At 59.7% G+C, this 26,337-nt stretch carries 25 protein-coding genes and 1 tRNA gene; 10 read left to right on the top strand and 16 right to left on the bottom strand.

Annotated elements, in window-relative coordinates; genetic code table 11:
* Positions 1-35: 35 nt before the first annotated feature.
* From M1E04_RS18725 to M1E04_RS18740, 4 genes are all read right to left on the bottom strand, one after another.
* Positions 36-329: a YcgL domain-containing protein gene (locus M1E04_RS18725; RefSeq protein ID WP_065986773.1), complete on the bottom strand. Its 294-nt coding sequence runs from the start codon at positions 327-329 to the stop codon at positions 36-38.
* Positions 326-1,459, bottom strand: coding sequence for a ribonuclease D (gene rnd / locus M1E04_RS18730; RefSeq protein WP_456291856.1), 1,134 nt, complete (start codon positions 1,457-1,459; stop codon positions 326-328). Before rnd ends, M1E04_RS18725 begins: the two co-directional genes overlap by 4 nt.
* Before the next feature lie 140 nt (positions 1,460-1,599).
* A complete protein-coding gene (locus M1E04_RS18735) occupies positions 1,600-2,259 on the bottom strand; it encodes a class I SAM-dependent methyltransferase (protein WP_456291857.1) in 660 nt (219 codons plus the stop codon).
* Positions 2,252-3,901, bottom strand: coding sequence for a phosphoethanolamine transferase (locus M1E04_RS18740; protein WP_456293214.1), 1,650 nt, complete (start codon positions 3,899-3,901; stop codon positions 2,252-2,254). Before M1E04_RS18740 ends, M1E04_RS18735 begins: the two co-directional genes overlap by 8 nt.
* Positions 3,902-4,159: 258 nt before the next feature.
* Between M1E04_RS18740 and M1E04_RS18745 the strand changes: the two genes are divergently transcribed.
* Entirely contained in the window at positions 4,160-4,504 is a 345-nt protein-coding gene (locus M1E04_RS18745) for a toxin (RefSeq protein WP_192132083.1), read from the top strand.
* A complete protein-coding gene (locus tag M1E04_RS18750; protein WP_456291858.1) occupies positions 4,501-4,818 on the top strand; it encodes a helix-turn-helix domain-containing protein in 318 nt (105 codons plus the stop codon). Before M1E04_RS18745 ends, M1E04_RS18750 begins: the two co-directional genes overlap by 4 nt.
* Before the next feature lie 25 nt (positions 4,819-4,843).
* On the opposite strand, the gene M1E04_RS18755 is transcribed toward M1E04_RS18750, so the two are convergent.
* Positions 4,844-6,520 (bottom strand): GMC family oxidoreductase, encoded by a 1,677-nt coding sequence (locus M1E04_RS18755; RefSeq protein WP_456291859.1) that lies wholly within the window; start codon positions 6,518-6,520, stop codon positions 4,844-4,846.
* A gap of 130 nt (positions 6,521-6,650) precedes the next feature.
* Positions 6,651-8,339 carry an NAD-dependent malic enzyme gene (locus tag M1E04_RS18760; RefSeq protein ID WP_456291860.1) on the bottom strand — a complete coding sequence of 563 codons (1,689 nt, stop codon included), beginning with the start codon at positions 8,337-8,339 and terminating at the stop codon, positions 6,651-6,653.
* A 396-nt stretch (positions 8,340-8,735) separates the two neighbouring features.
* On the opposite strand from M1E04_RS18760, the gene M1E04_RS18765 reads away from it, so the two are divergent.
* On the top strand, positions 8,736-8,966 hold the full coding sequence (locus M1E04_RS18765) for a DUF6555 family protein (RefSeq protein ID WP_065986976.1): 231 nt from the start codon (positions 8,736-8,738) through the stop codon (positions 8,964-8,966).
* A 45-nt stretch (positions 8,967-9,011) separates the two neighbouring features.
* Here the strand turns inward: M1E04_RS18765 and M1E04_RS18770 are convergent, their stop codons facing one another.
* From M1E04_RS18770 to dapA, 6 genes are all read right to left on the bottom strand, one after another.
* On the bottom strand, positions 9,012-9,689 hold the full coding sequence (locus M1E04_RS18770) for a class I SAM-dependent methyltransferase (protein WP_456291861.1): 678 nt from the start codon (positions 9,687-9,689) through the stop codon (positions 9,012-9,014).
* Between the two features lie 204 nt (positions 9,690-9,893).
* Positions 9,894-9,983: transfer RNA gene (locus M1E04_RS18775), tRNA-Ser, on the bottom strand.
* A 104-nt stretch (positions 9,984-10,087) separates the two neighbouring features.
* Complete coding sequence (gene purC, locus M1E04_RS18780) at positions 10,088-10,801, bottom strand: phosphoribosylaminoimidazolesuccinocarboxamide synthase (RefSeq protein WP_065986760.1); 714 nt, start codon at positions 10,799-10,801, stop codon at positions 10,088-10,090.
* Positions 10,802-10,862: 61 nt separating this feature from the next.
* Positions 10,863-11,621 carry an MBL fold metallo-hydrolase gene (locus M1E04_RS18785; RefSeq protein WP_065986758.1) on the bottom strand — a complete coding sequence of 253 codons (759 nt, stop codon included), beginning with the start codon at positions 11,619-11,621 and terminating at the stop codon, positions 10,863-10,865.
* Positions 11,622-12,737: an outer membrane protein assembly factor BamC gene (gene bamC / locus M1E04_RS18790; protein ID WP_296311001.1), complete on the bottom strand. Its 1,116-nt coding sequence runs from the start codon at positions 12,735-12,737 to the stop codon at positions 11,622-11,624. It lies immediately after the preceding gene.
* Positions 12,738-12,754: 17 nt separating this feature from the next.
* A complete protein-coding gene (gene dapA, locus M1E04_RS18795) occupies positions 12,755-13,633 on the bottom strand; it encodes a 4-hydroxy-tetrahydrodipicolinate synthase (RefSeq protein WP_192132095.1) in 879 nt (292 codons plus the stop codon).
* A gap of 313 nt (positions 13,634-13,946) precedes the next feature.
* On the opposite strand from dapA, the gene M1E04_RS18800 reads away from it, so the two are divergent.
* Positions 13,947-14,510: a glycine cleavage system protein R gene (locus M1E04_RS18800; RefSeq protein ID WP_037014004.1), complete on the top strand. Its 564-nt coding sequence runs from the start codon at positions 13,947-13,949 to the stop codon at positions 14,508-14,510.
* Positions 14,511-14,520: 10 nt separating this feature from the next.
* A complete protein-coding gene (locus M1E04_RS18805) occupies positions 14,521-14,994 on the top strand; it encodes a peroxiredoxin (RefSeq protein WP_192132097.1) in 474 nt (157 codons plus the stop codon).
* Positions 14,995-15,107: 113 nt separating this feature from the next.
* Here M1E04_RS18805 and M1E04_RS18810 read toward each other — a convergent pair whose 3' ends face one another.
* Both M1E04_RS18810 and M1E04_RS18815 read right to left on the bottom strand, forming a co-directional pair.
* Positions 15,108-16,178: an AI-2E family transporter gene (locus tag M1E04_RS18810; protein WP_065986753.1), complete on the bottom strand. Its 1,071-nt coding sequence runs from the start codon at positions 16,176-16,178 to the stop codon at positions 15,108-15,110.
* A 37-nt stretch (positions 16,179-16,215) separates the two neighbouring features.
* A complete protein-coding gene (locus M1E04_RS18815) occupies positions 16,216-16,467 on the bottom strand; it encodes a sulfurtransferase TusA family protein (RefSeq protein WP_065986752.1) in 252 nt (83 codons plus the stop codon).
* A gap of 146 nt (positions 16,468-16,613) precedes the next feature.
* Here M1E04_RS18815 and M1E04_RS18820 point away from each other — a divergent pair, with 146 nt between their 5' ends.
* Positions 16,614-18,050 (top strand): M48 family metalloprotease, encoded by a 1,437-nt coding sequence (locus M1E04_RS18820; protein WP_065986750.1) that lies wholly within the window; start codon positions 16,614-16,616, stop codon positions 18,048-18,050.
* Positions 18,051-18,138: 88 nt separating this feature from the next.
* Here the strand turns inward: M1E04_RS18820 and nadA are convergent, their stop codons facing one another.
* Positions 18,139-19,197, bottom strand: coding sequence for a quinolinate synthase NadA (gene nadA / locus M1E04_RS18825; protein WP_456291862.1), 1,059 nt, complete (start codon positions 19,195-19,197; stop codon positions 18,139-18,141).
* Positions 19,198-19,456: 259 nt separating this feature from the next.
* Between nadA and M1E04_RS18830 the strand changes: the two genes are divergently transcribed.
* The 4 genes from M1E04_RS18830 (at position 19,457) to M1E04_RS18845 (ending at position 24,749) form a co-directional block, all read left to right on the top strand.
* Complete coding sequence (locus M1E04_RS18830) at positions 19,457-21,316, top strand: ABC transporter ATP-binding protein (RefSeq protein WP_065986746.1); 1,860 nt, start codon at positions 19,457-19,459, stop codon at positions 21,314-21,316.
* Between the two features lie 141 nt (positions 21,317-21,457).
* A complete protein-coding gene (locus M1E04_RS18835; protein ID WP_065986744.1) occupies positions 21,458-22,060 on the top strand; it encodes a TetR/AcrR family transcriptional regulator in 603 nt (200 codons plus the stop codon).
* Between the two features lie 224 nt (positions 22,061-22,284).
* The gene (locus tag M1E04_RS18840; protein WP_065986742.1) at positions 22,285-22,974 is read left to right on the top strand and encodes a type 1 glutamine amidotransferase domain-containing protein; all 690 of its coding nucleotides are present in this window, start codon (positions 22,285-22,287) and stop codon (positions 22,972-22,974) included.
* A gap of 281 nt (positions 22,975-23,255) precedes the next feature.
* Positions 23,256-24,749, top strand: a complete 1,494-nt coding sequence (locus M1E04_RS18845) for a M10 family metallopeptidase C-terminal domain-containing protein (RefSeq protein WP_456291863.1) — start codon at positions 23,256-23,258, stop codon at positions 24,747-24,749.
* Between the two features lie 114 nt (positions 24,750-24,863).
* Here M1E04_RS18845 and M1E04_RS18850 read toward each other — a convergent pair whose 3' ends face one another.
* On the bottom strand, positions 24,864-26,261 hold the full coding sequence (locus M1E04_RS18850) for an NAD-dependent succinate-semialdehyde dehydrogenase (RefSeq protein WP_197985948.1): 1,398 nt from the start codon (positions 26,259-26,261) through the stop codon (positions 24,864-24,866).
* Positions 26,262-26,337: the final 76 nt, after the last annotated feature.

Consider the following 26,337-nt stretch of genomic DNA (forward strand, 5'->3'; position numbering starts at 1 on the left):
GTACCCCTGCGGTGGATTGCAGGGTCAGAAATCGATCACATCGGATCGTTGCGGCGCAGCAGCTCTTCGGGCAGGTGCTCGATGTAATCGTCTTCGGCCGGTGGCATCTGCAGGTGGTAACCCTGCTTTTCCAGATTGGCGAGCACCGCATGTATGTCTTCACGGGCCAGAGCGCGTTCTGGCGACAGGACCAGGTTGAAAGCGTGCTGCGGCTTGCCGAACGCAGTCAGCAATTCTTCAGGCACACGTTCCAGAGCGTCGCTCTTGAGGACATACAGGTACATTTCGTTCCTGCGCGGGCTGCGGTAGATGGAGCAAATATGTTTCAAGGCTGTTCTCCGGCATTGGCCAGGCTGTCGAGCAGCATCTGGCCCATCAATTCGCGGCGCCAGCCACGCAGCGAGTCGGGCAATTTATAGGGACCGTCTGGGTAACCGGTCTTGAGCAGGGCTTCGAGGGTCTTTTTGCGCAGCATCAATTCCGGGGCCATGTCGAGGCGCTCGGCTTGCTGCTGGCCAATGACGCGCAAGCTCTTCAGCACGCTTGAAGCCTCGATCGGCAACGGCTCCGGCAAGGCGGGCGGCCACAGATCCGGCGACACGCTGCCGGCTTTTTTGATCAGGTCGAGCAGAAACTCGCCGTCCTGACGCACGGTCTTGGGGTGCATATCATCGATTTTCGCCAGCGCGGCGAGGTTATCCGGCTGGGATTTTGCCAGCGGCCACAGCGAGTGCTCGCGCAACACGCGGTTGCGTGGCTGATTGCGCAGGCGCGCCTGCTGCTCGCGCCAGGCACAGAGCTCACGCAGCACGGCGAGTTGCGCCCGGGACAGCTTCCACGCCAGCTTGGCGTCGCGGTAAGCGTCATACGGATCGGTTTCGCGGCGCAGATTGGCGACCAGCTCGGCACCGTCCTCCAGCAACCAAGCGTACTTTTCATCGGACAGACGCGGACGCAGCAGGTTGTACACCTCTGCCAGATGCACGGCGTCTTCGGCGGCGTAGCTGATCTGGGTTTCCGAAAGCGGGCGCTGCAGCCAGTCAGAACGGGTCTCGCCTTTCGGAAGGTCGATGTTCAGTACTTCCTGGACCAGACGCGAATAACCCATCGAGAACCCGAGGTTCAGGTAGGCCGCAGCCAGTTGCGTGTCGAACAGCGGCGCCGGCAGACTGCCGGTCAGGCGCAACAGCACCTCAAGGTCCTCGCTGCAGGCGTGAACGACTTTGATGACGTCAGGGTTTTCCAGCAGCGCGGCCAGAGGTTTCCAGTCGCTTATCAGCAACGGGTCGATCAGGTAAGCGCGTGAACCGTCGCCGATCTGCAACAGCGCGGCGATGGGATAAAAGGTGTCGACCCGCATGAATTCGGTGTCGAGCGCGACGTAGGACAGTGTCTGCCACTGTGCGCAATGTTCGGCGAGGCTATGGTCGTCGCGAATCCAGTGAATATCGATGGCCACACGGCTCTCCCTCGAAGAATGGCGCGCAGTATATATCGCTACAAGCGGTTACCGGGCATCCGTCCTGCAAGTCTCGAACAACTTCATCTTTGGAGCGCGCAAATAGCCGCCGCGGCGACGACCGTCCATCCGATCACTGATCACTGGCCCGCCTTGCGCAGCACGTACACACGCCACATGGCGTAGCCGGGCAGAAAGTCGTGGTGAGCGACGATCCTAAAACCCGCCCGCGCGAACTCGGATCCAATGTCGCTACGGCACACCACAAATCGATTGCGGGGCGCAGACATGCCGGCGTCCAGTCGACCCTGCTGCCGTTTGCGACGCCAGGCTTTGACGTTACCGTCCACCCACAGCCCGACGATGGCCGTGTCGCGGGTTACCCTGTGGAACTCGTCGAGAATCGCGCCGCGTTTTTCGCTGTCGGCCAGGTGATGGAACAATCGCATGCAGAAAATGCAGTCCACCGCGTTGCCGGACAGGCCGATGGAAAACGCCGAGCTCTGGAATGTGCGGATGCGCTTGCGCACTTCGTTGGATGACTGCGCCTCGGCGAGCGCCAGCCTGTCGGTAGACGGATCGGCCGCGAGTATCACCCGATTGGCGTGTTCGGCCAGCACCGGCCAGAAACGCCCCGAACCCGACGGCACGTCCAGCACCAGTCCAGGCTCGCCCGCATCACGCAACGCCCTCCGTGCCAGTTGCGCATCGCGCCACAGACTCAGACGTCGACTGAGGGTGTGTTCGTGCCCGCCCACGTATGCGTCGACGTGTATTTTTTTGCCGAGGGGCTCACTCATTGGCCAGTACCCCGTCCGTATAAATCCCCCGACAACCCGCGAACATGTCCAGCGCCGGGTTATAGACCTTTGTCTGCACTTGCAGCAGACCCAACATCGAATGGAACAGGTTGTCCTGACTGAGAGGGGCATTGCGCTCTTTTTGCAGGCAATGGGTATCCACTGCGAATGACTGCTGATAGTTCTCGGAGAACCAGGCAATCATCGGGACATGTTTCTGTTGATCGGGCGCCAGCACATAAGGCGTGCCATGCAGGAACAGGTTGTATTCACCCAGTGACTCACCGTGGTCGGACAAATACACCATGGCCGTGTCCACTTTGCCCTGATTGCTGCGAAGAATATCAATCAGCGACGCCAGTACATGGTCGGTGTAGAGCAATGTATTGTCATAACCGTTGACGATACTTTCCCGGGAACAGTTATTCAGCGCATTGCTTTCGCACACCGGGGTGAACTTCTCGAATTCTTTTGGATAACGCTTGAAGTACTCAGGGCCATGACTGCCCATCTGATGAAGGACCAGCACGGTGTCCTTGTCCAGTGTGTCGATGAACTTCTGCAGGCCCTGCAACAGGATCTCATCGCGACACTCGTTGTTGGCGCACAGCGCCGGGTCCTTGAGATTGCTGACATCCTGCAACGTCACCCGGTCGCAGGTACCCTTGCAGCCCGACTGGTTGTCCCGCCAGATCACATCCAGCCCGGCGCGTTTCAATACATCAAGCATGCCTTCTTCATTGCGCGCGGTGGTTGCGTTGTAATCCTTGCGGCCCATGTTGGAAAACATGCACGGCACCGACACCGCCGTCTCCGTGCCGCAGGAATGCACATCCGTAAAGGTGAGCAGGCCGCGCTCCTTGCTCAGCTGGGGCGTGGTATCGCGGTTGTAACCCAGGATGCCGAAGTTCTCCGCCCGCGCGCTTTCACCCACCACCAGCACGGTCAGCGACTTGCGCTTGTGCTGCTGCCAGTCGCTGGCAAGTTTGGCGTCCTGCCCGATGCTCACGAACGGCCGCTGCGCCGACTTGACCTGCTCGCTCAAATAACCCACGGACGCTGCCAGGTAGTTGCTCGGCACTACCATCAGGCGCAACTCGTGGTGATTGCGAAACAGCGACGACAGCCCCTGGTAATTCATCAACGCAACACCGCCAATGGCGACCGCGCACACCACGGACACCAGCGCCTTGCTGAGCAACTCACGGGGCCAGCGGCGATAGGCAATCGGTGTTTTAAAAAGAATGAACGACGGCACCACACCCAGAAAAAACAAATAAGCGAGCAACTTCAACGAGAGCAAATCGCGCACTTCCGTGACATTGGTTTCAGCGAAGTTTCTAAACATCCCCGAATCAATCATCACGCCGTATTGGCTCATGAAGTAAGCCACGCCGGCGCTGACGAAAAAGATAACGATCAACACCGGTTTTAATACGCGTTTGAACGCCAACAGCGTGAAGAAAATATTAAACGCACAAAACACCATCAGCGCAAAAGCACAACGCAACAACAGGCCCTTACCATCAGAGTCAGTAACTGCAAATAGATGCTGCCAGAGGGTCAGGTTAAACCCGATCAATAAAAAGGCACTGGCAAGCACTGTCACAAGCTCGGAACGAACTGCTTTGACGTTCAGCATAAAAGTCTGCTTGGGTGGAAATGAGAATATAAACGCGGAGGAAACCCCGCCGATGCCGCGAACTTTAGGCATCTGGCCATCAATTTTTTGTGAAAAGGATGAGAACGAATGGTGGGGTGGGATTGGTGTGTTGCCGCGGCATTCCATTGGACGCATCGAATCGATGCAACAGTTGGTCGCAGAAAACGAGGTGAAGCGTTTCGCTCTGACCGATAGCTTAGAGGTCAGACCAAACATAATCAGGTTGCCTACCCTTTTATGGATGCTGTATTTTTCGAAACAACAACTTTCAGCCGGCTTAGGCCGGGCTACCTCGACGATGATGGCTATCGCGCACTTCAGATTCATATCTTGGCAGGCCCCGAGTCAGGGGATCTCATGCCAGGAACGGGCGGATTCAGAAAGCTGCGCTGGCACGATGAACGTCGAGGCAAAGGCAAGCGTGGCGGCCTGCGGGTTATCTATTATTGGCTAATCAATGATCGCCAGATCTGGATGTTTTCGATCTATGACAAGGATGAGGTCTCGAACTTGACCGCTGATCAGCAGCGTCAATTGAAGGCCGCTATCGACGCAGAGCTGCGCAAGAGAGGCAAACGATGAGCAAGAAGCGCGACCTGTTCGCAGAAATGATGGAGGGCGTCGAGGAAATGTCTGCACACCGAGAAGGAAAGCTCACCCTTCGCGGCGATACCCTTGAAGACAGGCCTGCGCCTGAGATTTCTGCTCAGGAAATAGTGGCCTTGAGGCAAAGGCTGCACATGTCTCAGAACGTTTTTGCGCGGCGGATCCGGACCAGCACGAGCACCCTGCGCAACTGGGAGCAGGAGAAGTCCAAACCCAATGCACAGGCCGCTTTGCTGATCAAACTGGTCGAAAAATTCCCTGACATGGTTGACCGCCTGAGCGCGGTTTAGGCGTTTGCCTGTAGAGCAATAGAGTTCAGCGCTCGCCCAAATCAACCTCGGTTTCAAGAGAGGTCGTCAGGCTCGTTATTTCTGGCATTCCGTTCCTCAATTCATCCTCAATAATCATCTGCGCCGCCTTCTCGGCGATCATCACGGTCGGCGAGCAGGTGTTGCCGGAGATGATGTTAGGCATGATCGACGCATCCACCACGCGCAAGCCGGTGATGCCGTGCACGCGCAGGCGTTCGTCGACCACGGCGTCGCGGCCCTGCCCCATCTTGCAGGTGCCGACCGGGTGAAAGATCGTCGTGCCGATGACGCTGGCGGCCTCGCGCAGTTCTTCCTCGGTTTGCAGGCCCGCGCCGGGCAGGTACTCCACCGGCTCGAAGCGAGCAAGCGCAGGCGCGGCGGCGATGCGACGGGTCAGGCGAATGGCGTCGGCCGCCACTTTGAGGTCGGTCTCGTGACTCAAATAATTCGGCCGAATGACCGGCGCGGCATCGGCCAGCGCCGAACGGATCTCCACCGTGCCACGGCTCTGCGGGCGCAAGTCGCACACTGACGCCGTGAATGCAGGGAAGCCGTGAAGCGGTTCGCCGAAGCGCTCAAGGGACAAGGGCTGCACGTGGTATTCGAGATTGGCGCTCGCCTGCTCCGGCCCCGAGCGCGCAAAAGCACCCAGCTGACTCGGCGCCATTGCCAACGGCCCACTGCGATTGAAGGCGTAGCGCAGGCCCATGTTCATCTTGCCCCACAGACTGCCGGCCATCTGGTTCAACGTCTGGCCATTGGTGACCTTGTAGATCAGGCGCAACTGCAGGTGATCCTGCAGATTCGCGCCAACCCCGGGGAGCTCATGCCGCACGCCAATGCCGAGCTTTTCCAGCAATGGCCGCGGCCCGATGCCGGAGCGTTGCAGGACCATGGGCGATCCGATGGCGCCGCAGCAAAGGATGATTTCCCGTCGCGCGCGAAGCGTCTGTTCCTGCCCGTTGACGCGAGCAATCACCCCGCTGGCTCGACTGTTTTCGAACACGACGCGCGACACTTCCGCGCCTGTGATTACCGTCAGGTTCGGCCGCTTCAATGCCGGACGGAGAAATGCCTTGGACGCGTTCCAGCGCACACCGCGCCGTTGATTCACCTGAAAATAGCTGCACCCTTCGTTGTCGCCGCCATTGAAGTCGGGGATCGACGGGATGCCGGTTTGAGCCGCCGCTTCACGGAACGCATCCAGCAACGTCCATGAAAGACGCTGCTGCTCGACACGCCACTCACCTTTCGCGCTGTGAAGGTCCGAGTCGCCGGCGTAATGGTTTTCCGAGCGTTTGAAGATTGGCAGGACGTCACTCCAGCCCCAGCCCGTGTTGCCCTGCTCCGCCCACCCGTCGTAGTCCCGGGCCTGCCCGCGCATGTAGATCATGCCGTTGATGGACGAGCAGCCGCCCAGTACTTTGCCGCGGGGATAGTTGAGCGCGCGTCCGCCGAGGCCGGGCTCAGCCTCGGTTTTGAAGCACCAGTCGGTGCGCGGATTGCCGATGCAGTAGAGGTAACCCACCGGCACATGAATCCAGGCGTAATCGTCCTGGCCGCCGGCTTCAAGCAGCAGGACCCGATGAGCAGGATTCTGCGACAGCCGATTGGCCAGCAGGCAGCCCGCCGGGCCTGCGCCGACGATGATGTAGTCATGAAGACCGACGTCCGTTTGCATGCGTCCCTCGCTGATATTTTTTGTTTTTATGCAGGCCCCATCCTGAAGTTTTTCGCCACAAAACAAAAGACCGCCGCATGTTTCCATGGGGCGGTCCGGTTGAAGCGTCTGCCGTCAGTGACGGGGATGCTTACACCGCGCTGCGGCGGTAGCTGCGGTAGCTCGGCATCCAGAAGTGACGCTCGATGGCTTCGACGAGCATTTCTTCGGTGGTCTCCAGCGCCATGCCTTCAGCTTGAGCCTGCTTGGCCACGGCCAAGGCAATCTTCTTGCTCACCTGTTGAATCTCTTTCAGTGGCGGCAGCACAGCATCACCTTTGCCCGTCACCATCGGCGAGCATTCAGCCAGCGCATTGGACGCCGCCATCAGCATTTTGTCGGTGATGCGCGTGGCTTTCGACGCCACAACACCCAGGCCGATGCCCGGGAAGATGTAGGAGTTGTTGCACTGCGCGATGTGGAAGGTGCGATCACCTACGGTGACCGGGGCAAACGGACTGCCAGTCGCCACCAGCGCGTCGCCGTTGGTCCAGGTCAGCACTTCCTGCGGCGTGACTTCGACCTTCGAGGTGGGGTTGGACAGCGGCATCACCAGCGGCTTGGCGCAGTGCTTGTGCATCTCGCGGATGACTTGCTCGGTGAACAGGCCGCGTTGGCCGGAGACGCCGATCAACACAGTCGGCTTGCCATTGGCGACCACGTCCAGCAACTCGGGCGAACCCTCGCCGCTCGACCAGCCAGCCACGTCGGCGGACTTTTGCGCGAGGTTCTTCTGGAAGTCCAGCAAGTTGTCCATGCTGTCGGTCAACAACCCGAAGCGGTCGACCATCATCACGCGCTTGCGCGCTTCGGCTTCGCCCAGGCCTTCGATCACCATGGCCGCAATGATGTGCTCGGCAATCCCGCAACCCGCCGAACCCGCGCCCAGGAACACCACCCGCTGCTGGCCCAGGGTCTCGTGCTTGGCCTTGCACGCCGCCAGCAACGTACCCACGGCAACCGACGCGGTGCCCTGAATGTCGTCGTTGAAGCAGCACAACTCATCGCGGTACTTCTCCAGCAACGGCATGGCGTTGGTCTGGGCGAAGTCTTCGAACTGCAGCAGCACGTCCGGCCAGCGGCGCTGAACGGCCTCGATGAACAGGGCGATGAAGTCGTCGTATTCCTTGCCAGTGACGCGCTCGTGGCGCCAGCCCATGTACATCGGGTCGTCCAGCAGCTCTTTGTTGTTGGTGCCCACGTCGAGCACGATCGGCAAGGTGTACGCCGGGCTGATGCCGCCGCACGCGGTGTACAGCGAAAGCTTGCCGATTGGGATGCCCATGCCGCCAATGCCCTGATCGCCCAGGCCGAGGATGCGCTCGCTGTCCGTCACCACGATGATTTTGATGCGATCTTTCGTTGCGCTGCGCAGGATGTCGTCGATGCGGTCGCGCTCAGGGTAGGAAATGAACAGCCCGCGGTGGGTGCGGTAGATCTTCGAGAATTCCTGACACGCCTGACCCACGGTCGGGGTGTAGATGATCGGCAGCATCTCGTCGAGGTGCGAATCCAGCAGGCGGAAGAACAGGGTTTCGTTGTTGTCCTGGATCGAGCGCAAGTAAATGTGTTTATCCAGGTCGCTCGCACATTGCTGGTACTGGTTGTAAACGCGGGTGACCTGCTCTTCGATGGTTTCGACGTTCTGGGGCAGCAGGCCGACCAGGTTGAAATCGATGCGCTCTTGCGGTGTGAACGCACTGCCCTTGTTGAGCAGCGGCATTTCCAGCAACGAAGGGCCGGCATAGGAAATATATAAAGGTCGCGAGGTCTTGGTCATTTGCAGTGATCGCCTTTTCTCTGTTTGCTCTATCAATACGTCGTAGAAACGAGGCCCCGGAGGTCGATGTACACGACGCTCAACGCAGGATCCGTCCGAAGAAATAGGGGGTAAAAACAGGGTGCCTATCTTACTCGCCTGAAAACGATTGCGACATTTTGTCGCCCTACGATTGCGAAATGATGGAGCCAAGTCGTCCAAACGGTCAGAAACTGGCCGTGCATTGGGAACCAGCAGGCCGTGGCGGGTCACAGTAAAAACGACGTTATGGGAAATCGACCGTTTCGAGCAAAGCTCTTTCGACCACGGTCACCCTCGACCGATGGACGAAATGACTTACACATTGAACTGGCGATGAGCCATTGCAGTCACATTGATATCAAAACGGAGATATCAATGTCAGGCCAGCGCATCTTTCGCATCCACTACCGCTTTCTGGGCGAGCACCGAGTATTTCTCCAACCCGACTCAGTGCTGGACGAATCAGACGCCTGGTATTACGCCTGTCTGCACGCAGGCATAGGCGTGCTGCACAACCTGTCCAAGACCCGGGAGGAGCTGACAGCGTTGATGGCCCATGGTCGCCGCTACGGTTTGACGGACGTGCGCTGGGGGGAGTGGGTCTGATTGATTGCCCTCCAAGCCGATCTACCCACTTTTTTGACGCCGTGGTCAGGCCTGTCCAACGCGCTGAATCACATAGCTCGCCTCAAAGCCATGCACACACCCAATCACGTTGAATCCCTTGAAATAGCCCGTCGCGCGAAGCAGGTCCACAACCGGACCGACTTCAGGTGAATGCTGGAAGTCGCCGTAATCGTCGAACACAATAAAGCCACCCGGTACGACGCTGGGCGAATACAGCAGGAAATCCAACAGCACATTGCGCCCGGCATGGCCGCCATCGACGTGTAACAGCGCCACCTTCGGCGACAGGTTGTAGAAACGCTCGGCGCATAACTCTGAATAGCCCCTCAGCACCAGAGCGTTCGAGAACAGCTTCTCCTGGTAATAACTGAACTCCTCAAACTGGTTGGGCAGCTCAAAGGGGTCAATCCCGATGATGCGGCGCTCGCGGTTGCAGACCTCATTCATCAGCACCAGCGACTTGCCCTTCCAAACGCCAATCTCCACCACATCACCGGGGATGCCTTCGACCAGAAGCGCCAGATACCCCAGCAGCCGCACATGATCATGAAACGACAACTCCTTGCGCGGCATCGCCCGCTCTGCCGGCAACGTGCTCTGCGCCTGCTCGAAATGCTCGCCGATGAATGTCCAGATCTGCGCGATCGAATCGTTGAGCTCCGGGTTGCTGATGAAATCGTTGAGCTGTTGGATGGTAGTCATGGCTTCTCTGACTCGCCGGAAGGGCTGAGGGATTGGGGATGGAGCGTGGAGCGATCTCGTACCGTGAAGGGGCGTGAGATCGAGAGTAGGCGGGGGTTGGAAAAAGTAAAGTGCGCAGGGCGCAGCTCGGATTTTGGAGGGTTTTTTTTAAATCGCGGAAACAAAAAAGCCCCAGAAGCATAACTTCTGGGGCTTTTCAAATAATGGCGGAGAGATAGGGATTTGAACCCTAGGTACTGTCGCCAGTACAACGGATTTCGAATCCGTCCCGTTCGGCCACTCCGGCATCTCTCCAACGGCGCGCATCATAACAGTTCGTCCGAAGAACGCGAACCCTTTTTACGGATTTTTTCGCGTTCTTTCAGATGCTTGCAGCGTTTTACGCGTGAAGCGTTGGATCAGAGCGGTACGCCAAGACGCTGGGCGACTTCTTCGTAGGCTTCGATGACATCGCCGAGGCCCTGACGGAAGCGGTCCTTGTCCATTTTCTTGCGGGTTTCTTTGTCCCACAGGCGGCAGCCGTCCGGGCTGAACTCGTCGCCCAGGACGATCGAGCCGTCGCTGAACACGCCGAACTCAAGCTTGAAGTCGACCAGCAGCAGGCCGGCGTCGTCGAACAGCTTGGACAGGACTTCGTTGACCTTCAGGGACAGCTCTTTCATGCGAACCAGTTGCTCGGCGGTGCCCCAACCGAACGCGACGACGTGGGAGTCGTTGATGAATGGGTCGCCCTTGGCGTCGTCCTTCAGGAACAGCTCGAAGGTGTAAGGGTTGAGCTTCACGCCCTCCTCCACGCCCAGGCGCTTGACCAGGCTGCCGGCGGCGTAGTTACGCACGACGCATTCGACCGGGATCATGTCGAGCTTCTTGACCAGCACTTCGTTGTCGGCCAGCAGTTTATCGAACTGGGTCGGAATGCCAGCGGCTTCCAGCTTCTGCATGATGAAGGCGTTGAACTTGTTGTTCACCATGCCTTTACGGTCGAGCTGTTCGATGCGCTTGCCGTCAAACGCCGAGGTGTCGTTGCGGAACACAAGGATCAAGCGGTCAGCGTCATCGGTCTTGTAAACCGACTTGGCTTTGCCGCGGTAGAGTTCTTCACGTTTTTCCATGATGGGCTCCGCTTGCTGAATCTGGCTGAATAATGGGGGGGCGAGTCGCCCGTTTGGGACGCTAGGCGATTTCGCGCCAGTCGAGCCCTGAATCCTGATCGGCCAATTGTAGCCAGTCCTCGTCGCACCCAAGGGTGTCGACGAAACATTGCCGGGCCAGATGCGGCAGGTTGTTCTTGCTGCTCAGATGGGCCAGCACCAGGTGCTGAAGATCCTGCCATCCCAACTCGTTCACCAGACTGGCAGCCTGATGATTGTTCAAATGACCGTGATCACCACCCACCCGCTGCTTGAGAAAGTACGGGTACTGACCCCGGGCGAGCAGATCGCGGCAGTGATTGGACTCGACCATGAGCGCGTCGAGGCCGCGGTAGCTGTCGAGCACCATCGGGCAATACGAGCCAAGGTCGGTCAACAGGCCGAAGCGACGGCGCCCGTCATTGAACACGAACTGCGTGGGCTCCAGCGCATCGTGAGCCACCGACACCACGTCAATGTCCAGACCGCCAATGCGCAGCCCCTGCCCGCCCACCAGCCGAAGACCGGCTTCGACCGGTTTGCGCATGCCGCGCAGCGTACCGTCGCTGAGGTACACCGGCACATCGTAGCGCCGAGACAGCAAACCCACGCCATGCACATGATCGGCATGTTCGTGGGTCACTAGAATGGCGCTGAGCTGTTTACCGCTGACGCCCAGCCTGTCGAGCCGCCGTTCGGTTTCCCGCAAGGAGAAACCGCAATCGACCAGCACATACGTGTCGTTGCTCGCAACCAGCGTGGCATTGCCACGGCTGCCGCTGCCGAGAACCGCGAAGCGCACTTAACCCAGGTTGTCCTGAATGACGCTCAACACACGACGAGCGACTTCCGTCGGCGCCACGGTGTTGATGTTCTTCTCGACCGTTACCTGAACGTTCTCGCCGACCTTGCTCAGGCGAACCTGATAACGCTCGGCGCGGGCTTCTTTCTCTTCCTTGGACTCTTCGCTGCCGAACACACGGCTGAGGAAGCCAGGCTTGTTTTCAGGCTTGTCGGCTTTTTCCGCCAGGTTGATGTAGTACAGGCCCAGGCTGCGGTTGATGTCTTCAACGCGCCAGTCGCCCTGGTTAAGCGCACGGCCGACGCTCGACCACGCCCGATCCAGGTCTGCGCCCAGGTTCAGCACCGGGTTGCCGCTGCCGTCTTCACTGAGAGAGACACGGCTTGGGGTGTCGAAATCACGCGCCGCCAGCAGGGACACTGAACCGCCCTTCTCGGCCGTACGGGTCAGGCTTGCCAGCATGTCATCGGTCAGCACGGAGTCGAGGCCGACGTTAGTGCTGCGCGACGGGAATGCAGGATCATCACGGCTGCCGGCCGGACGTTGCACGCTGACCACATAGATTTCACTGGTGTTGCGCTGCACGCCCGGCTCGATACGAACGCGCACGCGGGTCTCGGTGCTGGCGGCATCACCACTCGAACCCATGCGCTTGGCCACCGATGCGGACAGTTCATCCATGCGCTGCCAGGTGGTGTTGAATTCACCGGTTTGCGGACGATCTTCGGCGATGCGGAAACCGTTGTCTTCGAAATACTGATGCGCCACAGGCCAGACTTCAGCCGGTGCGCGCTGGGCAAGAATCCAGCGGTTGTCGCCGCTCTTCTGCAGCGTGTAGTCGCCGGAGTCCTGAGCGGTGGTCAGCGGTTGCGGACGCGGCACGGTGAATTCACCCTTCTGGGTGTCGTCGGCAACGTTGCGCGGAATCGGCAGCAAGGGGTCCAGTCGTTTGACTTCCTGAACGCCTTCGGGCATTTGCATCGGCGGCTTCTGGGTCGCTTCCAGGTAATCGCTGCTGCGATCGCGGAAATAACCGTCCTGGCCAAAAAGCCAGCTGCAACCGCTGGTGCTGGAGATAATCAAGGCTAGTGCGGAAAGTCCGGCCAGTCGCTTCATTGCGTAATGCTTCCTCATTAGACCAATACACCGGACTGGCGCAGGGCCTGACGCAGCGGCTCGTGGCAGGACTCGCTGAGCCAGGTGAGTGGCAGACGAATACCGTCTGGCATCAAACCCATCTCATGCAGGGCCCATTTCACGGGAATAGGGTTCGATTCGATGAACAGAGTCTTGTTCAGCGGCATCAGTTTTTCGTGGATGGCGCGGGCGGTGTCGGCGTCACCGTCCATCGCGGCCTTGCACAGGTCGGCCATGGCGCGCGGTGCGACGTTGGCGGTGACCGAAATATTGCCTTTGCCACCGAGCAACATCAGCTCGACAGCAGTCGCGTCGTCGCCGGAATAGACCAGAAAGTCGCTGCTCACGCCGGCAAGAATATCCTTGGCGCGCTGCAGGTCTCCGGTGGCTTCCTTGATGGCGATGATGTTTTTGACTTTCGACAGGCGGATGACGGTCTCGGCCGACATGTCGCAGGCAGTACGACCCGGCACGTTATACAGAATCTGCGGGATGTCGACGGTTTCGGCGATGTGCTTGAAGTGCTGGTACAAGCCTTCCTGGGTCGGCTTGTTGTAGTACGGGGTGACCAGCAGGCAGGCATCGGCACCGGCGTTCTTGGCGTTGGTGGTCAGTTCGACCGCCTCGCGGGTGGAGTTGGCGCCGGTGCCGGCGATGACCGGAATGCGGCCAGCGACCTGCTGAACCACGCGGCGGATGACTTCGATGTGCTCGTTGACGTCGAGCGTCGCGGATTCACCGGTGGTGCCGACGGCAACAATGGCGTTGGTGCCCTCTTGCAGGTGAAAGTCCACCAGTTTGCTCAGGCTGTCCCAATCGAGACGACCTTGTGCATCCATGGGTGTGACCAGTGCCACCATACTGCCCGCAATCATGCAAACCGCTCCTGCCGGAAAAAGAGAGCGGTAATGGTACTGGCGCCATGATCCTTGCACAAGGCGAGCATTCCCCTCGGCGCCGGTTTTCGCTACCCTTCGGTCTTTGATCGGTACGGGTCATCTGCCCGGCTCGTTCGACTGCTCGATTTTGACGTCAATTACCCCGCCCTGCGTCGTTATCGCGCGCCATGACAGGCTCATGGCAGCGATTGCCGGCTGTGGGTCGGGGCGACGTCACGATGCCTTCGTCCGTCGAGCCCGCCGGCAAAGGCCTGCTGCGTACCGACCGCTCATCGTTTAGGAATGCTGCATGTCATCCATCCCCACAGTTCGCGAACAATTCCTTGTCATCAGTGCCCTTGGCGCCAACCCAATGGAGCTGACCAACGTCCTGTGCCGCGCCAGTAACGAAAGCCGTTGCTCGGTCGTCAGCTCACGCCTCACTCGCCACGGTGAGTGCAGCGCGCTGATCCTGCAGATCTCCGGCAGCTGGGACGCCCTGGCGCGTCTGGAAACGGGTCTGCCCAATCTGGCCAAGAAACACGCCTTCACCGTCAATGTGGTGCGCAGCGCTTCGCTGGAAAACCGCCCGGAAGCCCTGCCCTACGTGGCCTACGTCAGTTCGGCGTATCGCCCGGACATCATTAACGAGCTGTGCCAGTTCTTCATCGATCACAACGTCGAGCTGGAAAACCTAATCTGCGACACCTATCAGGCACCGCAGACCGGCGGCACCATGCTCAACGCGACGTTCACCGTGACATTACCGGCCGGCACCCAGATCAGTTGGCTGCGTGACCAGTTCCTGGACTTCGCCGACGCCCTCAACCTTGATGCGCTGATCGAACCATGGCGCCCTCAAGCACCGATGTAAGGAATCCCGAATGGCTGTAGAACTCGACCAACCCGTTGCCGACTTTCAAGTGCAGGCCACGAGCGAACAGGCGGTCAGCCTGTCGGCGCTCAAGGGTCAGCAGGTCGTCCTTTATTTCTACCCGAAGGACAGCACCCCTGGCTGCACCACCCAGGGCCAGGGCTTTCGCGATCATCACGCCGACTTCAAGGCAGCCAACACGGTGGTGTTCGGTGTGTCGCGGGACAGCCTGAAATCCCACGAGAACTTCAAGGCCAAGCAGGAATTCCCGTTCGAGCTGATTTCGGACAAGGACGAATCGCTGTGCCAGCTGTTCGATGTCATCAAGCTGAAAAAGCTGTATGGCAAGGAATACCTGGGCGTCGACCGCAGCACTTTCCTGATCGACAAGGACGGTGTGCTACGCAAGGAATGGCGCGGCGTGAAGGTGCCGGGGCATGTGGCGGCGGTGCTTGAAGCGGCTCAGGCGCTTAACCAGGCTTGATCGCCATGATGTAGGAGTGAGCTTGCTCGCGATCGGGTTCGTTTAGTCATCGTAGGTTGACCATGACGACGCCGATCGCGAGCAAGCCCACTCCTACAAAAGCACGGCAACATTTACAGCAACGGCGCCACCGTCGGTTCGTTTCGTGGCCACGCATCCAGCACGGCCTTGAACAGGGTCGCCAGCGGGATCGCAAAGAAAATCCCCCAGAACCCCCACAGCCCGCCGAACAACAGCACGGCGCAGATGATTGCCACCGGGTGCAGGCTCACGGTCTGGGAGAACAGCAGTGGCACGAGCACGTTGCCGTCCAGGGTCTGGATGATGCCGTAGACCGCCATCAGATAGATGAACTGATCGCTCCAGCCCCACTGGAACAGCGCGATGAACGCCACGGGCACCGTCACCACCACCGCGCCCACATAGGGCACCACCACCGAAATCCCCACCAGCATCGCCAGCAACGCCGAGTAATTCAGGCCCATGGTCACGAAGGCGATGTAGGTCACCCCGCCGCAGATGAAAATCTCGATAACCTTGCCGCGAATGTAGTTGGCGATCTGCCGATTCATTTCCTCGGCCACATGGGTAATCAGCGTACGTTCGCGTGGCAGATAGCCCCTCGCCCAGCGGCTGATCATCCGACGATCTTTAAGGAAGAAGAACACCAGGATCGGCACCAGCACCAGGTAGATCATCATGTTGACCAGCAGCGGCAAGCTGGACAGGGAAAACGTCAACGCCCATTGCCCGAACTTTCCGACCTCGCCGCGAGCCACTTCTATCGCCTGCAAGACCTGCTCGTCCGACACCAGGTGCGGATAACGCTCCGGCAGCAGCAACAGCAGCGACTGCCATTTGGCGAGCATGCCGGGCAATTCGTTGAACAAGGTAATGAGCTGGCGCCACAGCAAAGGCACGAGCACCAGCAGAAACAGCGCCAGCGCCCCCATGAATAAAGCGAAGACCAGCCCGACGGCGCCGCCTTCGGGCACCCGCAAACGCTCGAGCAGGTTGACCAGCCCCTGCATCAGAAAGGCGAGCACCAACCCGGCGAGCACCGGCGCGAGCATGCCGCCGAGGGTGAGGACAACGGTAAATCCCAGAACCAACAACACCGCCAGCACTACCGCTTCCTCGTCGGAAAAGTAGCGCTGTATCCAGTCGCGAAGCACTTTGAACATCAAGAATCCTAAGGGGGTTGCGACGGGTCAGAAACGCTCAGGCCTTGCGTAGCCAATACCGATAAATGCCGTCAGCGTTTTCTTCGTGGAGCAGCGCGTGCCCGGCCAGTTTTGCGAAAGTACGGAAGTCACGCTGCGAGCCGGCGTCGGTAGCCGTCACTTTGAGCACCGCGCCGCTGGCCAGACGGTTGAGTTCCATCTTGGCTTTGAGCAAGGGTAGCGGGCAATTGAGGCCGCTGGCGTCCAGCTCTGCATCGCAGGCCGCGGGGTGTCCTACAGCGTCAGACATCGTTTCTCTCCGGATAGACACATCCGCCCCCGCATAAAAGCCAACGGGCGGAAGAACATTCTTACAAGTTTTCCAGAATACCCCACTCTGGTCAGCAAGCCATTGAGCCAGCTACAGTGACGCCTTTCTGCCCCAGAGTTTCGTGCATGAATTTTTTGCGCCCCACGCTGCTGACCCTCGCCTGCCTGCTGGCAGCGCCGAGTTTCGCAGAAGACGACCTGCCCTCCCTCGGCGACGCGAGTTCATCCATCGTTTCTCCGCAGCAGGAACACGACCTGGGGCGTGCCTGGCTCGGGCTGCTGCGCTCTGAAGTGGCACAGCTGTCCGACCCGCTGCTCAAGGACTTCGTCGAATCGTCGGTTTACCGGCTCGCCGAAACCAGCCAGGTGCAGGACCGCCGTCTCGAGTTCATCCTGATCAACACCCCGGAGATCAACGCCTTTGCAGCGCCCGGCGGGATCATCGGGGTCAACGGCGGGTTGTTCCTCCACGCTGAAACCGAAGGCGAATACGCTGCGGTCCTCGCCCACGAACTGGCTCACTTGTCGCAGCGGCACTTTGCCAGGGGCGTACAGGCGCAACAGCGCATGCAAGTGCCGGTAATGGCGGCGATGCTTGCCGGCATCGTCATGGCCGCTGCGGGCGCGGGCGATGCGGGGATTGCCGCGATCGCCGGCACCCAGGCTGCCGCGATTCAGGAGCAGGCGCGATTCTCCCGGCAGAACGAAGCAGAAGCCGACCGCATCGGCATCCTCAATCTGGAAAAGGCCGGCTACGACCCGCGCAACATGCCCACCATGTTCGAGCGGTTGGCACGCCAGTATCGCTATGACGCCAAGCCGCCGGAATTCCTGATGAGCCACCCGGTGACCGAATCCCGTATCGCCGACACGCGCAACCGCGCCGAACAAGCCAAGCCCGGCGGCAAGGAAGACAGCCCGGCGTATCAATTGATGCGCGCACGCACCGTGCTGATTTACGAAGAAACCCCCGGCATGGCCGCCAAGCGTTTCCGTGCACAACTGGCCGAGAACCCGAAAAACGACGCGGCTCGCTACGGTCTGGCGCTTGCCCAGACCAAGGCGGGTCAGCTCAACGAAGGCCGTGAGACGCTGAAGCCTTTGCTCGACAAGGCGCCGGACAATATTCCCTACAACCTCGCCGCCGTGAACCTGGACATCTCCAACAATCGCCTGCCTGACGCTCAACAGCGGGTGGACCGAATGCTGAATCTGTATCCCGACAACTACCCGCTCAATCAGGCGAAAGTCGACGTCTTGCTCAAGCAGTCCAAGGCGCCCGAGGCGTTGAAGTCTCTGGAGATTCTGTTGAAGAGCCGCCCCGACGATCCAGACATCTGGAATCAGGTGGCCGACACCCGCGGCCTGTCCGGCAACACCATCGGCCTGCATCAGGCCCGTGCGGAATATTTTGCGCTGATGGGCGATTTCAAGCAGGCGATTCAACAGCTCGAATTTGCCAAGCGACGGGCGAACAACAACTTCCAGCTGGCCTCACGCATCGACGCGCGGCAGCAGGAAATCATCGCTCAGGAGCGGGCAGTCAAGGACATGATGAATTGAGGTCAGCTACAAGCGGCAAGCCATAAGCTGCAAGCTGAAACGCAGCCAATCGGCTTTCCGCTTGAAGCTTGAAGCTAACCGCTTTTATTCAAGCATTCCCCGAAGCTTTCATGCGTGCCGCCTGGGTGAAGTCGAGCATGCGCTGCAACGGCCGGACGGCGTGAGGGATGACCGCCGGGTCAACGAAGATCTCGTTAGTGCCTTCACGCAGGCATTGAAGCGTGCGTGCCAAGGTGTTCATCGCCATCCACGGGCAATGAGCACAACTGCGGCAGGCGGCGCCGTTACCTGCGGTCGGTGCCTCAATGAATACCTTGTCCGGACACAGCTGCTGCATCTTGTAGAAGATGCCGCGGTCGGTGGCGACGATGAAGGTTTTGTTCGGCAGCGTTTGCGCCGCTTTGATCAACTGGCTGGTAGAGCCCACAGCATCGGCCAGGTCGATGACTGACTCGGGCGACTCCGGATGCACCAGAATGGCCGCGTCCGGGTACAAGGCCTTCATGTCCTCCAACTGCCGGGATTTGAACTCCTCGTGCACGATGCAGGCGCCGTCCCACAACAGCATGTCCGCCCCGGTTTCGCGCTGGATGTAACGGCCCAGGTGCTTGTCGGGCGCCCAGATGATTTTCTCGCCGTTGTCCATCAGGCTTTCGACGATCTCCAGCGCGCAACTGGACGTCACCACCCAGTCGGCACGGGCTTTTACGGCGGCCGACGTATTGGCGTAAACCACCACAGTGCGCTCGGGATGCTGATCGCAGAACCCAGCAAACTCATCGACCGGGCAACCGAGGTCCAGTGAGCAGGTCGCTTCGAGGGTCGGCATCAAGATGCGTTTTTCAGGGGTCAGAATTTTTGCGGTTTCGCCCATGAAACGCACCCCGGCCACCAGCACGGTTTTCGCCGGATGGTTTTTGCCGAATCGCGCCATCTCCAGAGAATCCGAGACGCAACCGCCGGTTTCTTCCGCCAGTGCCTGAATCACCGGATCGCAGTAGTAATGAGCGACCAGCACGGCGTCCTGGGCCTTGAGCTCGGCGGCGATCAAGCGGCGGTATTCCGCTTCCTCGTCAGGGCTCAGGGTTTTGGGCTGTTTGGCGTCCAGGTGCGCTTGGACCAGAAGACGTTCGGAGATGTGTGTCATGTCGATGAACCTGAATGCGCGTACGGAGCAAAAGTCCGCAGGGTAGAAAACGCCCGGGAAGTTAGCACGGGTTCTGTTGAGCGATCACTTACCGGCAGTCCCCGCCCTCAATGTTAGCGCCATCGCCATCGCCTCAAGCGAGGGCATCGTAAAAACACGTCCGCAATGGTTGGAACGAGTCAGTCAAAAAAGCACCGAAACCCTCAAGCCCGCCATTCAATGGCAGAATCTGCGTCACTGGACAGTTTTGGAGACCCTCATGCTGCGCGTATTTGAACGACGCCTCGACCCCTTCCCACCCGACGAAGCGCCGCCGCCACCTGTGGGTCTGGTACGTTTTCTGTGGGCCTGCACCCGGGGTGCGCGTGGCTACATCCTCGCCCTGGCAGTGCTCAGCGCCTGTGTATCGATTTACGAAGCCTGGCTTTTCTCGTTTCTCGGCCAAGTGGTCGATCTGCTGTCGACCTGGAAGGACGGCGGCGCCACCGCAGGCGAAGAAAGCCGAGCGCTGTGGGGCATCGGCATTGTGCTGGTGATCAGCGTCGGGCTGGTGGCCATGCGCACGATGGTTCAGCATCAGGTGCTGGCGATCAACCTGCCGTTGCGGCTGCGCTGGGACTTTCACCGGCTGATGCTGCGGCAGAGCCTGTCGTTCTTTTCCGATGAATTCTCCGGCCGGGTCACCACCAAGGTCATGCAGACCGCGCTGGCGGTGCGGGACGTGCTGTTCACCCTGATTGAAATAGCGCCCGGCATCGGTGTTTATTTCATTGCGATCATCGCGCTGGCAGGCGGTTTCGCCTTGAAGCTGATGCTGCCGTTCCTTGCCTGGATCGTGCTGTTCGGCCTGGCGATGCTGTACTTCGTGCCGCGCCTGGGCAAAGTCGGTCAGGAGCAGGCCAACGCGCGGTCGTCGATGACCGGGCGAATTTCCGACGCCTACACCAACATCACCACCGTGAAGCTGTTCTCCCACTCCAAACGTGAAGCGCAGTTTGCCCGCGCGGCGATGGAGGACTTCAAGCACACGGGCTTTCGCCAGATGCGTCTGGTGAGCCAGTTCGAAATCGTCAATCAGGCACTGGTCGTCGCGTTGATTCTGGGCGCAGGCGGTTACGCCCTGTGGCTGTGGCATCAGGGTGACGTCGGCACTGGCGCGGTGGCGGCGATTACCGCGATGGCGCTGCGCATCAACGGCATGTCCCACTGGATCATGTGGCAGATGACCTCGCTGTTCGAGAACATCGGCACGGTGCAGGACGGCATGGCGACCCTGACTCAGGGCCCGAAAGTACAGGACGCGCCCAATGCAAACTCGCTGAAAACCACCGGCGGCGCGGTGACCTTCGAGAACGTCAGCTTCAACTACAACGGCGAGCGCCAGGTGCTGGAGGGTTTGAATCTGGCCATCCGTCCGGGCGAGAAGATAGGCCTGGTCGGCCGTTCAGGCGCCGGTAAATCCACGCTGATCAATCTGCTGCTGCGCTTCTATGACGTGGACAGCGGCGAGATTCGCATCGATGGTCAGAACATCAAGCAGGTCACGCAAGACAGCCTGCGCAGCGCCATCGGCATGGTGACTCAGGACACCTCGCTGCTGCATCGGTCCATCCGCGACAACATTGCGTACGGTCGGCCTGACGCCACCGATGAGGAAATCCACACCGCTGCGGTCAATGCCCAGGCGGATGGGTTCATCAGTCAGCTCAGCGACAAGCATGGCCACAGCGGCTATGACACGCTGGTCGGTGAGCGTGGCATCAAGCTCTCGGGCGGCCAGCGCCAGCGGGTTGCCATTGCTCGCGTGATGCTGAAGAACGCGCCGATTTTGCTGCTGGACGAAGCCACCAGCGCGCTGGATTCGGAAGTCGAAGTGGCGATTCAGGAAAGCCTCGATGAGATGATGAAAGGCAAAACCGTGATCGCCATCGCCCACCGGCTGTCGACGATTGCAGCCATGGACCGGCTGATCGTGATGGACGACGGGCGCATCATCGAACAAGGCACCCACGCTGAACTGCTCACCAAGAACGGTACTTACGCGCGTCTGTGGCATCACCAGAGCGGTGGGTTTCTGGGTGAGGATCAGGGCGTGCCTGAAGCGGTGGATCAGGTATAGCGGGCAGACTCGCGGTATAAACGCGCTGAACGACGGCTTGGGGCGCAGCCGTCGTTCGACGCGGGCCGCGCCGACCCACGACAGCATCGTCCATCAGAATCCTCTAGTAGACCGACTTACTAGGATGTATTCTCCGACGCTATGAATACTCCCCAAACACGTGGTTCATCTGATGTTCGTCAAGGCATCCTCGACGTCGGCCAGCGCATCATGGCCGCCAAGGGGTATTCCGGCGTTGGCCTGAACGAAATTCTGGCCGCTGCGGGCGTGCCGAAAGGCTCCTTCTATCATTATTTCGGCTCCAAGGATGCCTTCGGGGAAGCGTTGCTTGAGCACTACTTCGACGACTACCTCGCTGACATTGATCGCATCCTCGGCGAGCCCGGCCTGCCCATGGGCGAGCGCTTGATGAACTACTGGCGCGTCTGGCAGGACACGCAGTCGTTTCAGGAATGCCAGGGCAAATGCCTCGCCGTGAAGCTCGGCGTTGAAGTGGCCGATCTGTCGGAAACCATGCGCGCCGTTCTCAAGCGAGGCACTGCCGGGATCACCGACCGGCTTGGCAGCGCGATCGAGGCTGGCGTTGCCGACGGCTCGCTGCCCGCCTGCGAGAATCCTTTCGCCGTTGCGCAAAGCCTGTATCAACTGTGGGTAGGGGCCAGCGTGATGGTCAAGATTGAAAGAAGCCTTGCCCCTTTTGAAACAGCCATGGCGACCACGCGTGTGATTCTGCGCCTGGCCTGATTGGCGCACGGCAACCGTGCGCCGCACCATCTGCAACCCCTCATCCCTGGTTCACGCCGCCATGACGCCTGCCGGCCTCGTGCGGCCCAGCCCATGCACCTCATTTGCGCGGACCTCTCCATCGCTCAATCAACGCGCAAATAATTTTTTGAATTAACTCTAGACGACTGGTCTACTCAGGGCTATGGTGTACCTACTTTAGCCCGTCACAAGGAATACACCCGATGAAAGTTCTCATGGTTCTGACTTCCCACGACACCCTTGGCAACACCGGCCGTCCTACCGGCTTCTGGCTGGAAGAGCTGGCCGCGCCCTACTACGCATTCAGCGACATCAACGCTGAAATCGTTCTGGCTTCGCCACAAGGTGGCCAACCTCCGCTGGACCCGAAGAGCAACGAGCCCGACTTCCAGACCGACCTGACCCGTCGTTTCGAAAAAGACGAAACCGCCAAAGCCCTGCTCGCCAACACCGTTCGCCTGGACAGCGTGTCCCAGGCAGATTTCGACGCTGTGTTCTACCCAGGCGGCCATGGCCCTCTGTGGGATCTGGCCGAAGACAAAAATTCCGTTCAGCTCATCGAGTCGTTCATCGCAGCCGGCAAGCCCGTCGCTGTCGTCTGTCACGCCCCTGGCGTGCTGCGCCACGTGAAGAGCGCCGACGGCACGCCACTGGTGAAAGGCAAGAAGGTCACCGGCTTTGCCAACAGCGAAGAAGAAGCGGTCGGCCTGACCAATGTGGTGCCTTTCCTGGTGGAAGACGAGCTGAAATCACTCGGCGGCGTCTACTCCAAAGGTCCGGACTGGGGCTCGTACGTCCTCACCGATGGTCTGTTGATCACCGGTCAGAACCCTGCTTCCTCCGGTCCTGCGGCAGACGTGCTGATCGAAGCACTGCAGAACAAATCGGCCTGATCACCGCCCAGCGCGAGGGGTGTTCGCACCCCTCCCCGCTTCTCACCTTCGCAACGAGATAACTGCCATGAACTGGTAATGAACGGATTCAACCCGACCCCAGGCCCGACTTTATGTCGGGCTTTGTCGTTTCTGGGCGAAGGCGAATAACCAAACAAACACGGCTTTAACGGGTCTACCACGGTAGTGGCGGGCATTGATGAACACCCATGGTGCCCATTGCAACTGGATCTGTCGTTTACGGCGATCGCAGTACCAACCCCTCTATCGCGAGAGAAAAAATGGCTCAGGGAACGAAAGCGGCATTGCAGAGTGAAGCGGTTGTCATGACTGCTCATGGCACCTATGACAGCTACGTGGGCACGGCGGATGACGACACCATCACGGGCACCACAAAGCGGGACTTCATCTCTGGCGGCGATGGCGACGACATCCTCATCGGTCAGGAAGGGGATCCCGACCCGTTCAGCAACGCGCAGGATCGCTACAACGGCGGCGCGGGCGTCGATACGATCACCAGCCACTCCGCTTATGTCTACGGGAACACGTTCGTCTACACCTCGGTGACGGACAGTTACTTCGACAAACAGGGCTCCCACTCGGACCTGATCAAAAACTTCCAATCCACTGACGTACTTGACCTGACAGCCCTCGGGCTGGAGCGCGTTGGTAATGGCCACAACGGCGATCTGGCAGTGACCTACAACGCCGACGAGGACATTACCTATGTTCGCTCTCTGGATAAAAACGCCCAAGGCCAGGCATTCGAAGTCAGACTTGAAGGCGATCACGCCGCTGAGCTTGGCACGCAAAATTTCGCCCTGCGCTACGACCTGACTGCAGAAAGCAATGGCCGCGAACATGGGCTAAGCAACAAGCAATACGTCATCACCGGGACCGATGGCGATGACATTCTGGTCGTTCCCCGCTCCGGCAACATCGTGACCGGTGGAGGCCGAGCGGACGAGATGTATGGCGGCGGCTCCCGTAACACGTTTGTCTTCGAGCATCTCACCGATAGCTTCGTGAACGACGGCACAGGCCAGTCCAGCGTTGATCTCATCCACAGCTTCAGCCTCGGTGACGGTGATCTGCTGGACGTTTCGGCACTGGGGTTCACCGGCCTTGGCAATGGCTACAACGGCACGCTCAATTACAGCTACGACAATGAAGCTGGTTACGCGATTGCCCAATCCTTCGAGGCCGATGAGGACGGCAACCTATTCGCCGTGCACCTGACCCAATACGACCGGGATCCGCTTACCGGCCTGCAGGACATGGATCGCTTCACCTTTGCCGGGGACAACGCAGCAGACCGCGCCAACCAGACGCTGACTGGCGATAACCACCGTGACACGTTCACCAATTCGACCGCGGGCGGCATCCTCGTCGGAGGCGGTGATGATGATCTGTTGGTGGGCAACACCGGGGTCGACACCTTCCGATATGTCGAGAAGAGCGACAGCTTCCGGGGCAATTCGGACTTCATCAAAAACTTCGACGCCACTCAGGACCGCATCGATGTTTCAGCGCTGGGTTACACAGGCCTTGGCGATGGCACCGATGGCACGCTCAAGGTGATCTATGACACGGCTCTGCACCGCACCTACCTCAAGGATTACGAAGCGGACGCTGACGGTAACCGATTCGAGATCAGTATCGACAAAAACGTCGCCAAGACTTTCACCGCCGATAACCTGATCGTGGCTGACGCGAGCGCTGCGCATATCGAGCTTGTGGGCCTGGCACCCGCTGACCTGCACCCGATCGGTTGAATCGAGAAGCGCCCTTCCAAATGGCAGGTACGAAAAAGCCGTCGCAGGTGCGACGGCTTTTTGCAGCATGGGCGGTGACACAGCTTCTCCCATGCGGGTACTGCTCACTGACTCTCAGTCAACGCTTTTGGCCCACACCGCCTGGGCGTTGGTGAACTCGCGCAACCCGAAGTGGGACAGCTCGCGACCGTAGCCACTCTTTTTGACGCCTCCCACCGGGATGCGCGCGTTAGTGGCCGGAAACCCATTGATGAACACGCCGCCGGTTTCCAGACGCCGGGCGATGCGTTGCGCGCGCGGAATGTCCTGGGTCCACAGGCTGCCGCCCAGTCCGTAGTCACTGGTGTTCGCCAGCAGGATAGCGTCTTCGGCGTTGGCGGCGATGGTGATCGCGGCCACCGGCCCGAAGGTTTCTTCATCAAATGCGGCCATGCCTGGCTTCACATCGGCCAGCACGGTAGGCGCGTAGAAGTTGCCGGGGCCGTCGATTTTCTTCCCGCCCAGCAGCAACGTCGCGCCGGCTGCAACAGTGCGTTGAACCTGACCATCCAGCTCATCGCGCAGATCAGCCCGAGCCATCGGGCCGACATTGATGGCGCTGTCCAACGGATCGCCCACTTTCAGTTGTTCGACCGCCGCAACGAATTGACGGGTGAATTGCTCGGCGATCGGCGCCTCGAGAATGAAGCGCTTGGCCGCGAGACAGACTTGGCCGGCGTTCTGGAAACGCGCTTCGACGGCGGCTTTCACCGCAAGGTCGATGTTCGCGTCGGCCAGCACAATAAAGGCGTCCGAACCGCCCAGCTCCAGCAGGCTCTTCTTGAGTGCCTTGCCTGCGGTGGCGGCGACGGCAGAACCTGCGCGCATGCTTCCCGTCAGCGTCACTGCAGCGATGCGCGGGTCTTCAATGGTGCGGGCCACGGTGTCGTTGTCGGCAATAAGGTTGGTGAACAGCCCTTTTGGAAAGCCCGCCGCCTCGTAGGCTTCTTGCAGCGCGTAAGCCGAGCCCATGACGTTCGGCGCGTGCTTGAGCATGAAGCCATTGCCCGACAACATGATCGGCCCGGAGGCACGAATCACCTGCCACAGCGGGAAATTCCAGGGCATCACCGCCAGCACGGTGCCGATCGGCAGGAAGGACACATGGACTTCATCGTCGCCGTCTACATTGACCGGCTCATCGGCAAGAATCGCCGGGCCGTTGTCGGCAATCCACTCGATCGTGGCCGCGCACTTCTCCACTTCACCACGGGCCGCCGCCAGGGTTTTGCCCATTTCAGCGGTGATCAGCGCAGCGAAGGGTTCCGACCGCTCACGGAGGATGGCTGCCAGACGACGGTAAGCCGACACTCGCTCAGCCATTGGAGTGGCGCGCCACAGACGAAACGCCGCAGCGTTCACGTCCAGCAACTGCTCGACTTCAGCCTGCGTCTGGAAGAGATAAGTGGCGATCAGCTCACCGGTGGCCGGGTTGCGTGATGTGGCGACGTTTGCGGTGGAGATCGGGCTCAGGTCAGACATCGTGATTACCTCGTTGGCGGTCGGTGCAGCACATGTGCGCTGCGATGACCGTCACTCTAGGCAAGCC

This window comes from Pseudomonas sp. AK106 (genome assembly GCF_053903055.1).

Excerpts from the sequence above, each read along its gene's own strand:
- M1E04_RS18735 (WP_456291857.1), bottom strand. The coding sequence starts at position 2,259 with ATGAGTGAGCCCCTCGGCAAAAAAATACACGTCGACGCATACGTGGGC.
- M1E04_RS18755 (WP_456291859.1), bottom strand. The coding sequence starts at position 6,520 with ATGCAAACGGACGTCGGTCTTCATGACTACATCATCGTCGGCGCAGGC.
- M1E04_RS18805 (WP_192132097.1), top strand. The coding sequence starts at position 14,521 with ATGGCTGTAGAACTCGACCAACCCGTTGCCGACTTTCAAGTGCAGGCC.
- M1E04_RS18740 (WP_456293214.1), bottom strand. The coding sequence starts at position 3,901 with ATGCTGAACGTCAAAGCAGTTCGTTCCGAGCTTGTGACAGTGCTTGCC.
- bamC (WP_296311001.1), bottom strand. The coding sequence starts at position 12,737 with ATGAAGCGACTGGCCGGACTTTCCGCACTAGCCTTGATTATCTCCAGC.
- M1E04_RS18840 (WP_065986742.1), top strand. The coding sequence starts at position 22,285 with ATGAAAGTTCTCATGGTTCTGACTTCCCACGACACCCTTGGCAACACC.
- M1E04_RS18810 (WP_065986753.1), bottom strand. The coding sequence starts at position 16,178 with ATGTTCAAAGTGCTTCGCGACTGGATACAGCGCTACTTTTCCGACGAG.
- purC (WP_065986760.1), bottom strand. The coding sequence starts at position 10,801 with ATGGAAAAACGTGAAGAACTCTACCGCGGCAAAGCCAAGTCGGTTTAC.
- M1E04_RS18800 (WP_037014004.1), top strand. The coding sequence starts at position 13,947 with ATGTCATCCATCCCCACAGTTCGCGAACAATTCCTTGTCATCAGTGCC.
- M1E04_RS18750 (WP_456291858.1), top strand. The coding sequence starts at position 4,501 with ATGAGCAAGAAGCGCGACCTGTTCGCAGAAATGATGGAGGGCGTCGAG.
- M1E04_RS18830 (WP_065986746.1), top strand. The coding sequence starts at position 19,457 with ATGCTGCGCGTATTTGAACGACGCCTCGACCCCTTCCCACCCGACGAA.
- nadA (WP_456291862.1), bottom strand. The coding sequence starts at position 19,197 with ATGACACACATCTCCGAACGTCTTCTGGTCCAAGCGCACCTGGACGCC.
- M1E04_RS18760 (WP_456291860.1), bottom strand. The coding sequence starts at position 8,339 with ATGACCAAGACCTCGCGACCTTTATATATTTCCTATGCCGGCCCTTCG.
- M1E04_RS18820 (WP_065986750.1), top strand. The coding sequence starts at position 16,614 with ATGAATTTTTTGCGCCCCACGCTGCTGACCCTCGCCTGCCTGCTGGCA.
- M1E04_RS18765 (WP_065986976.1), top strand. The coding sequence starts at position 8,736 with ATGTCAGGCCAGCGCATCTTTCGCATCCACTACCGCTTTCTGGGCGAG.
- M1E04_RS18845 (WP_456291863.1), top strand. The coding sequence starts at position 23,256 with ATGGCTCAGGGAACGAAAGCGGCATTGCAGAGTGAAGCGGTTGTCATG.
- M1E04_RS18770 (WP_456291861.1), bottom strand. The coding sequence starts at position 9,689 with ATGACTACCATCCAACAGCTCAACGATTTCATCAGCAACCCGGAGCTC.
- M1E04_RS18745 (WP_192132083.1), top strand. The coding sequence starts at position 4,160 with ATGGATGCTGTATTTTTCGAAACAACAACTTTCAGCCGGCTTAGGCCG.
- M1E04_RS18815 (WP_065986752.1), bottom strand. The coding sequence starts at position 16,467 with ATGTCTGACGCTGTAGGACACCCCGCGGCCTGCGATGCAGAGCTGGAC.
- dapA (WP_192132095.1), bottom strand. The coding sequence starts at position 13,633 with ATGATTGCGGGCAGTATGGTGGCACTGGTCACACCCATGGATGCACAA.
- M1E04_RS18835 (WP_065986744.1), top strand. The coding sequence starts at position 21,458 with ATGAATACTCCCCAAACACGTGGTTCATCTGATGTTCGTCAAGGCATC.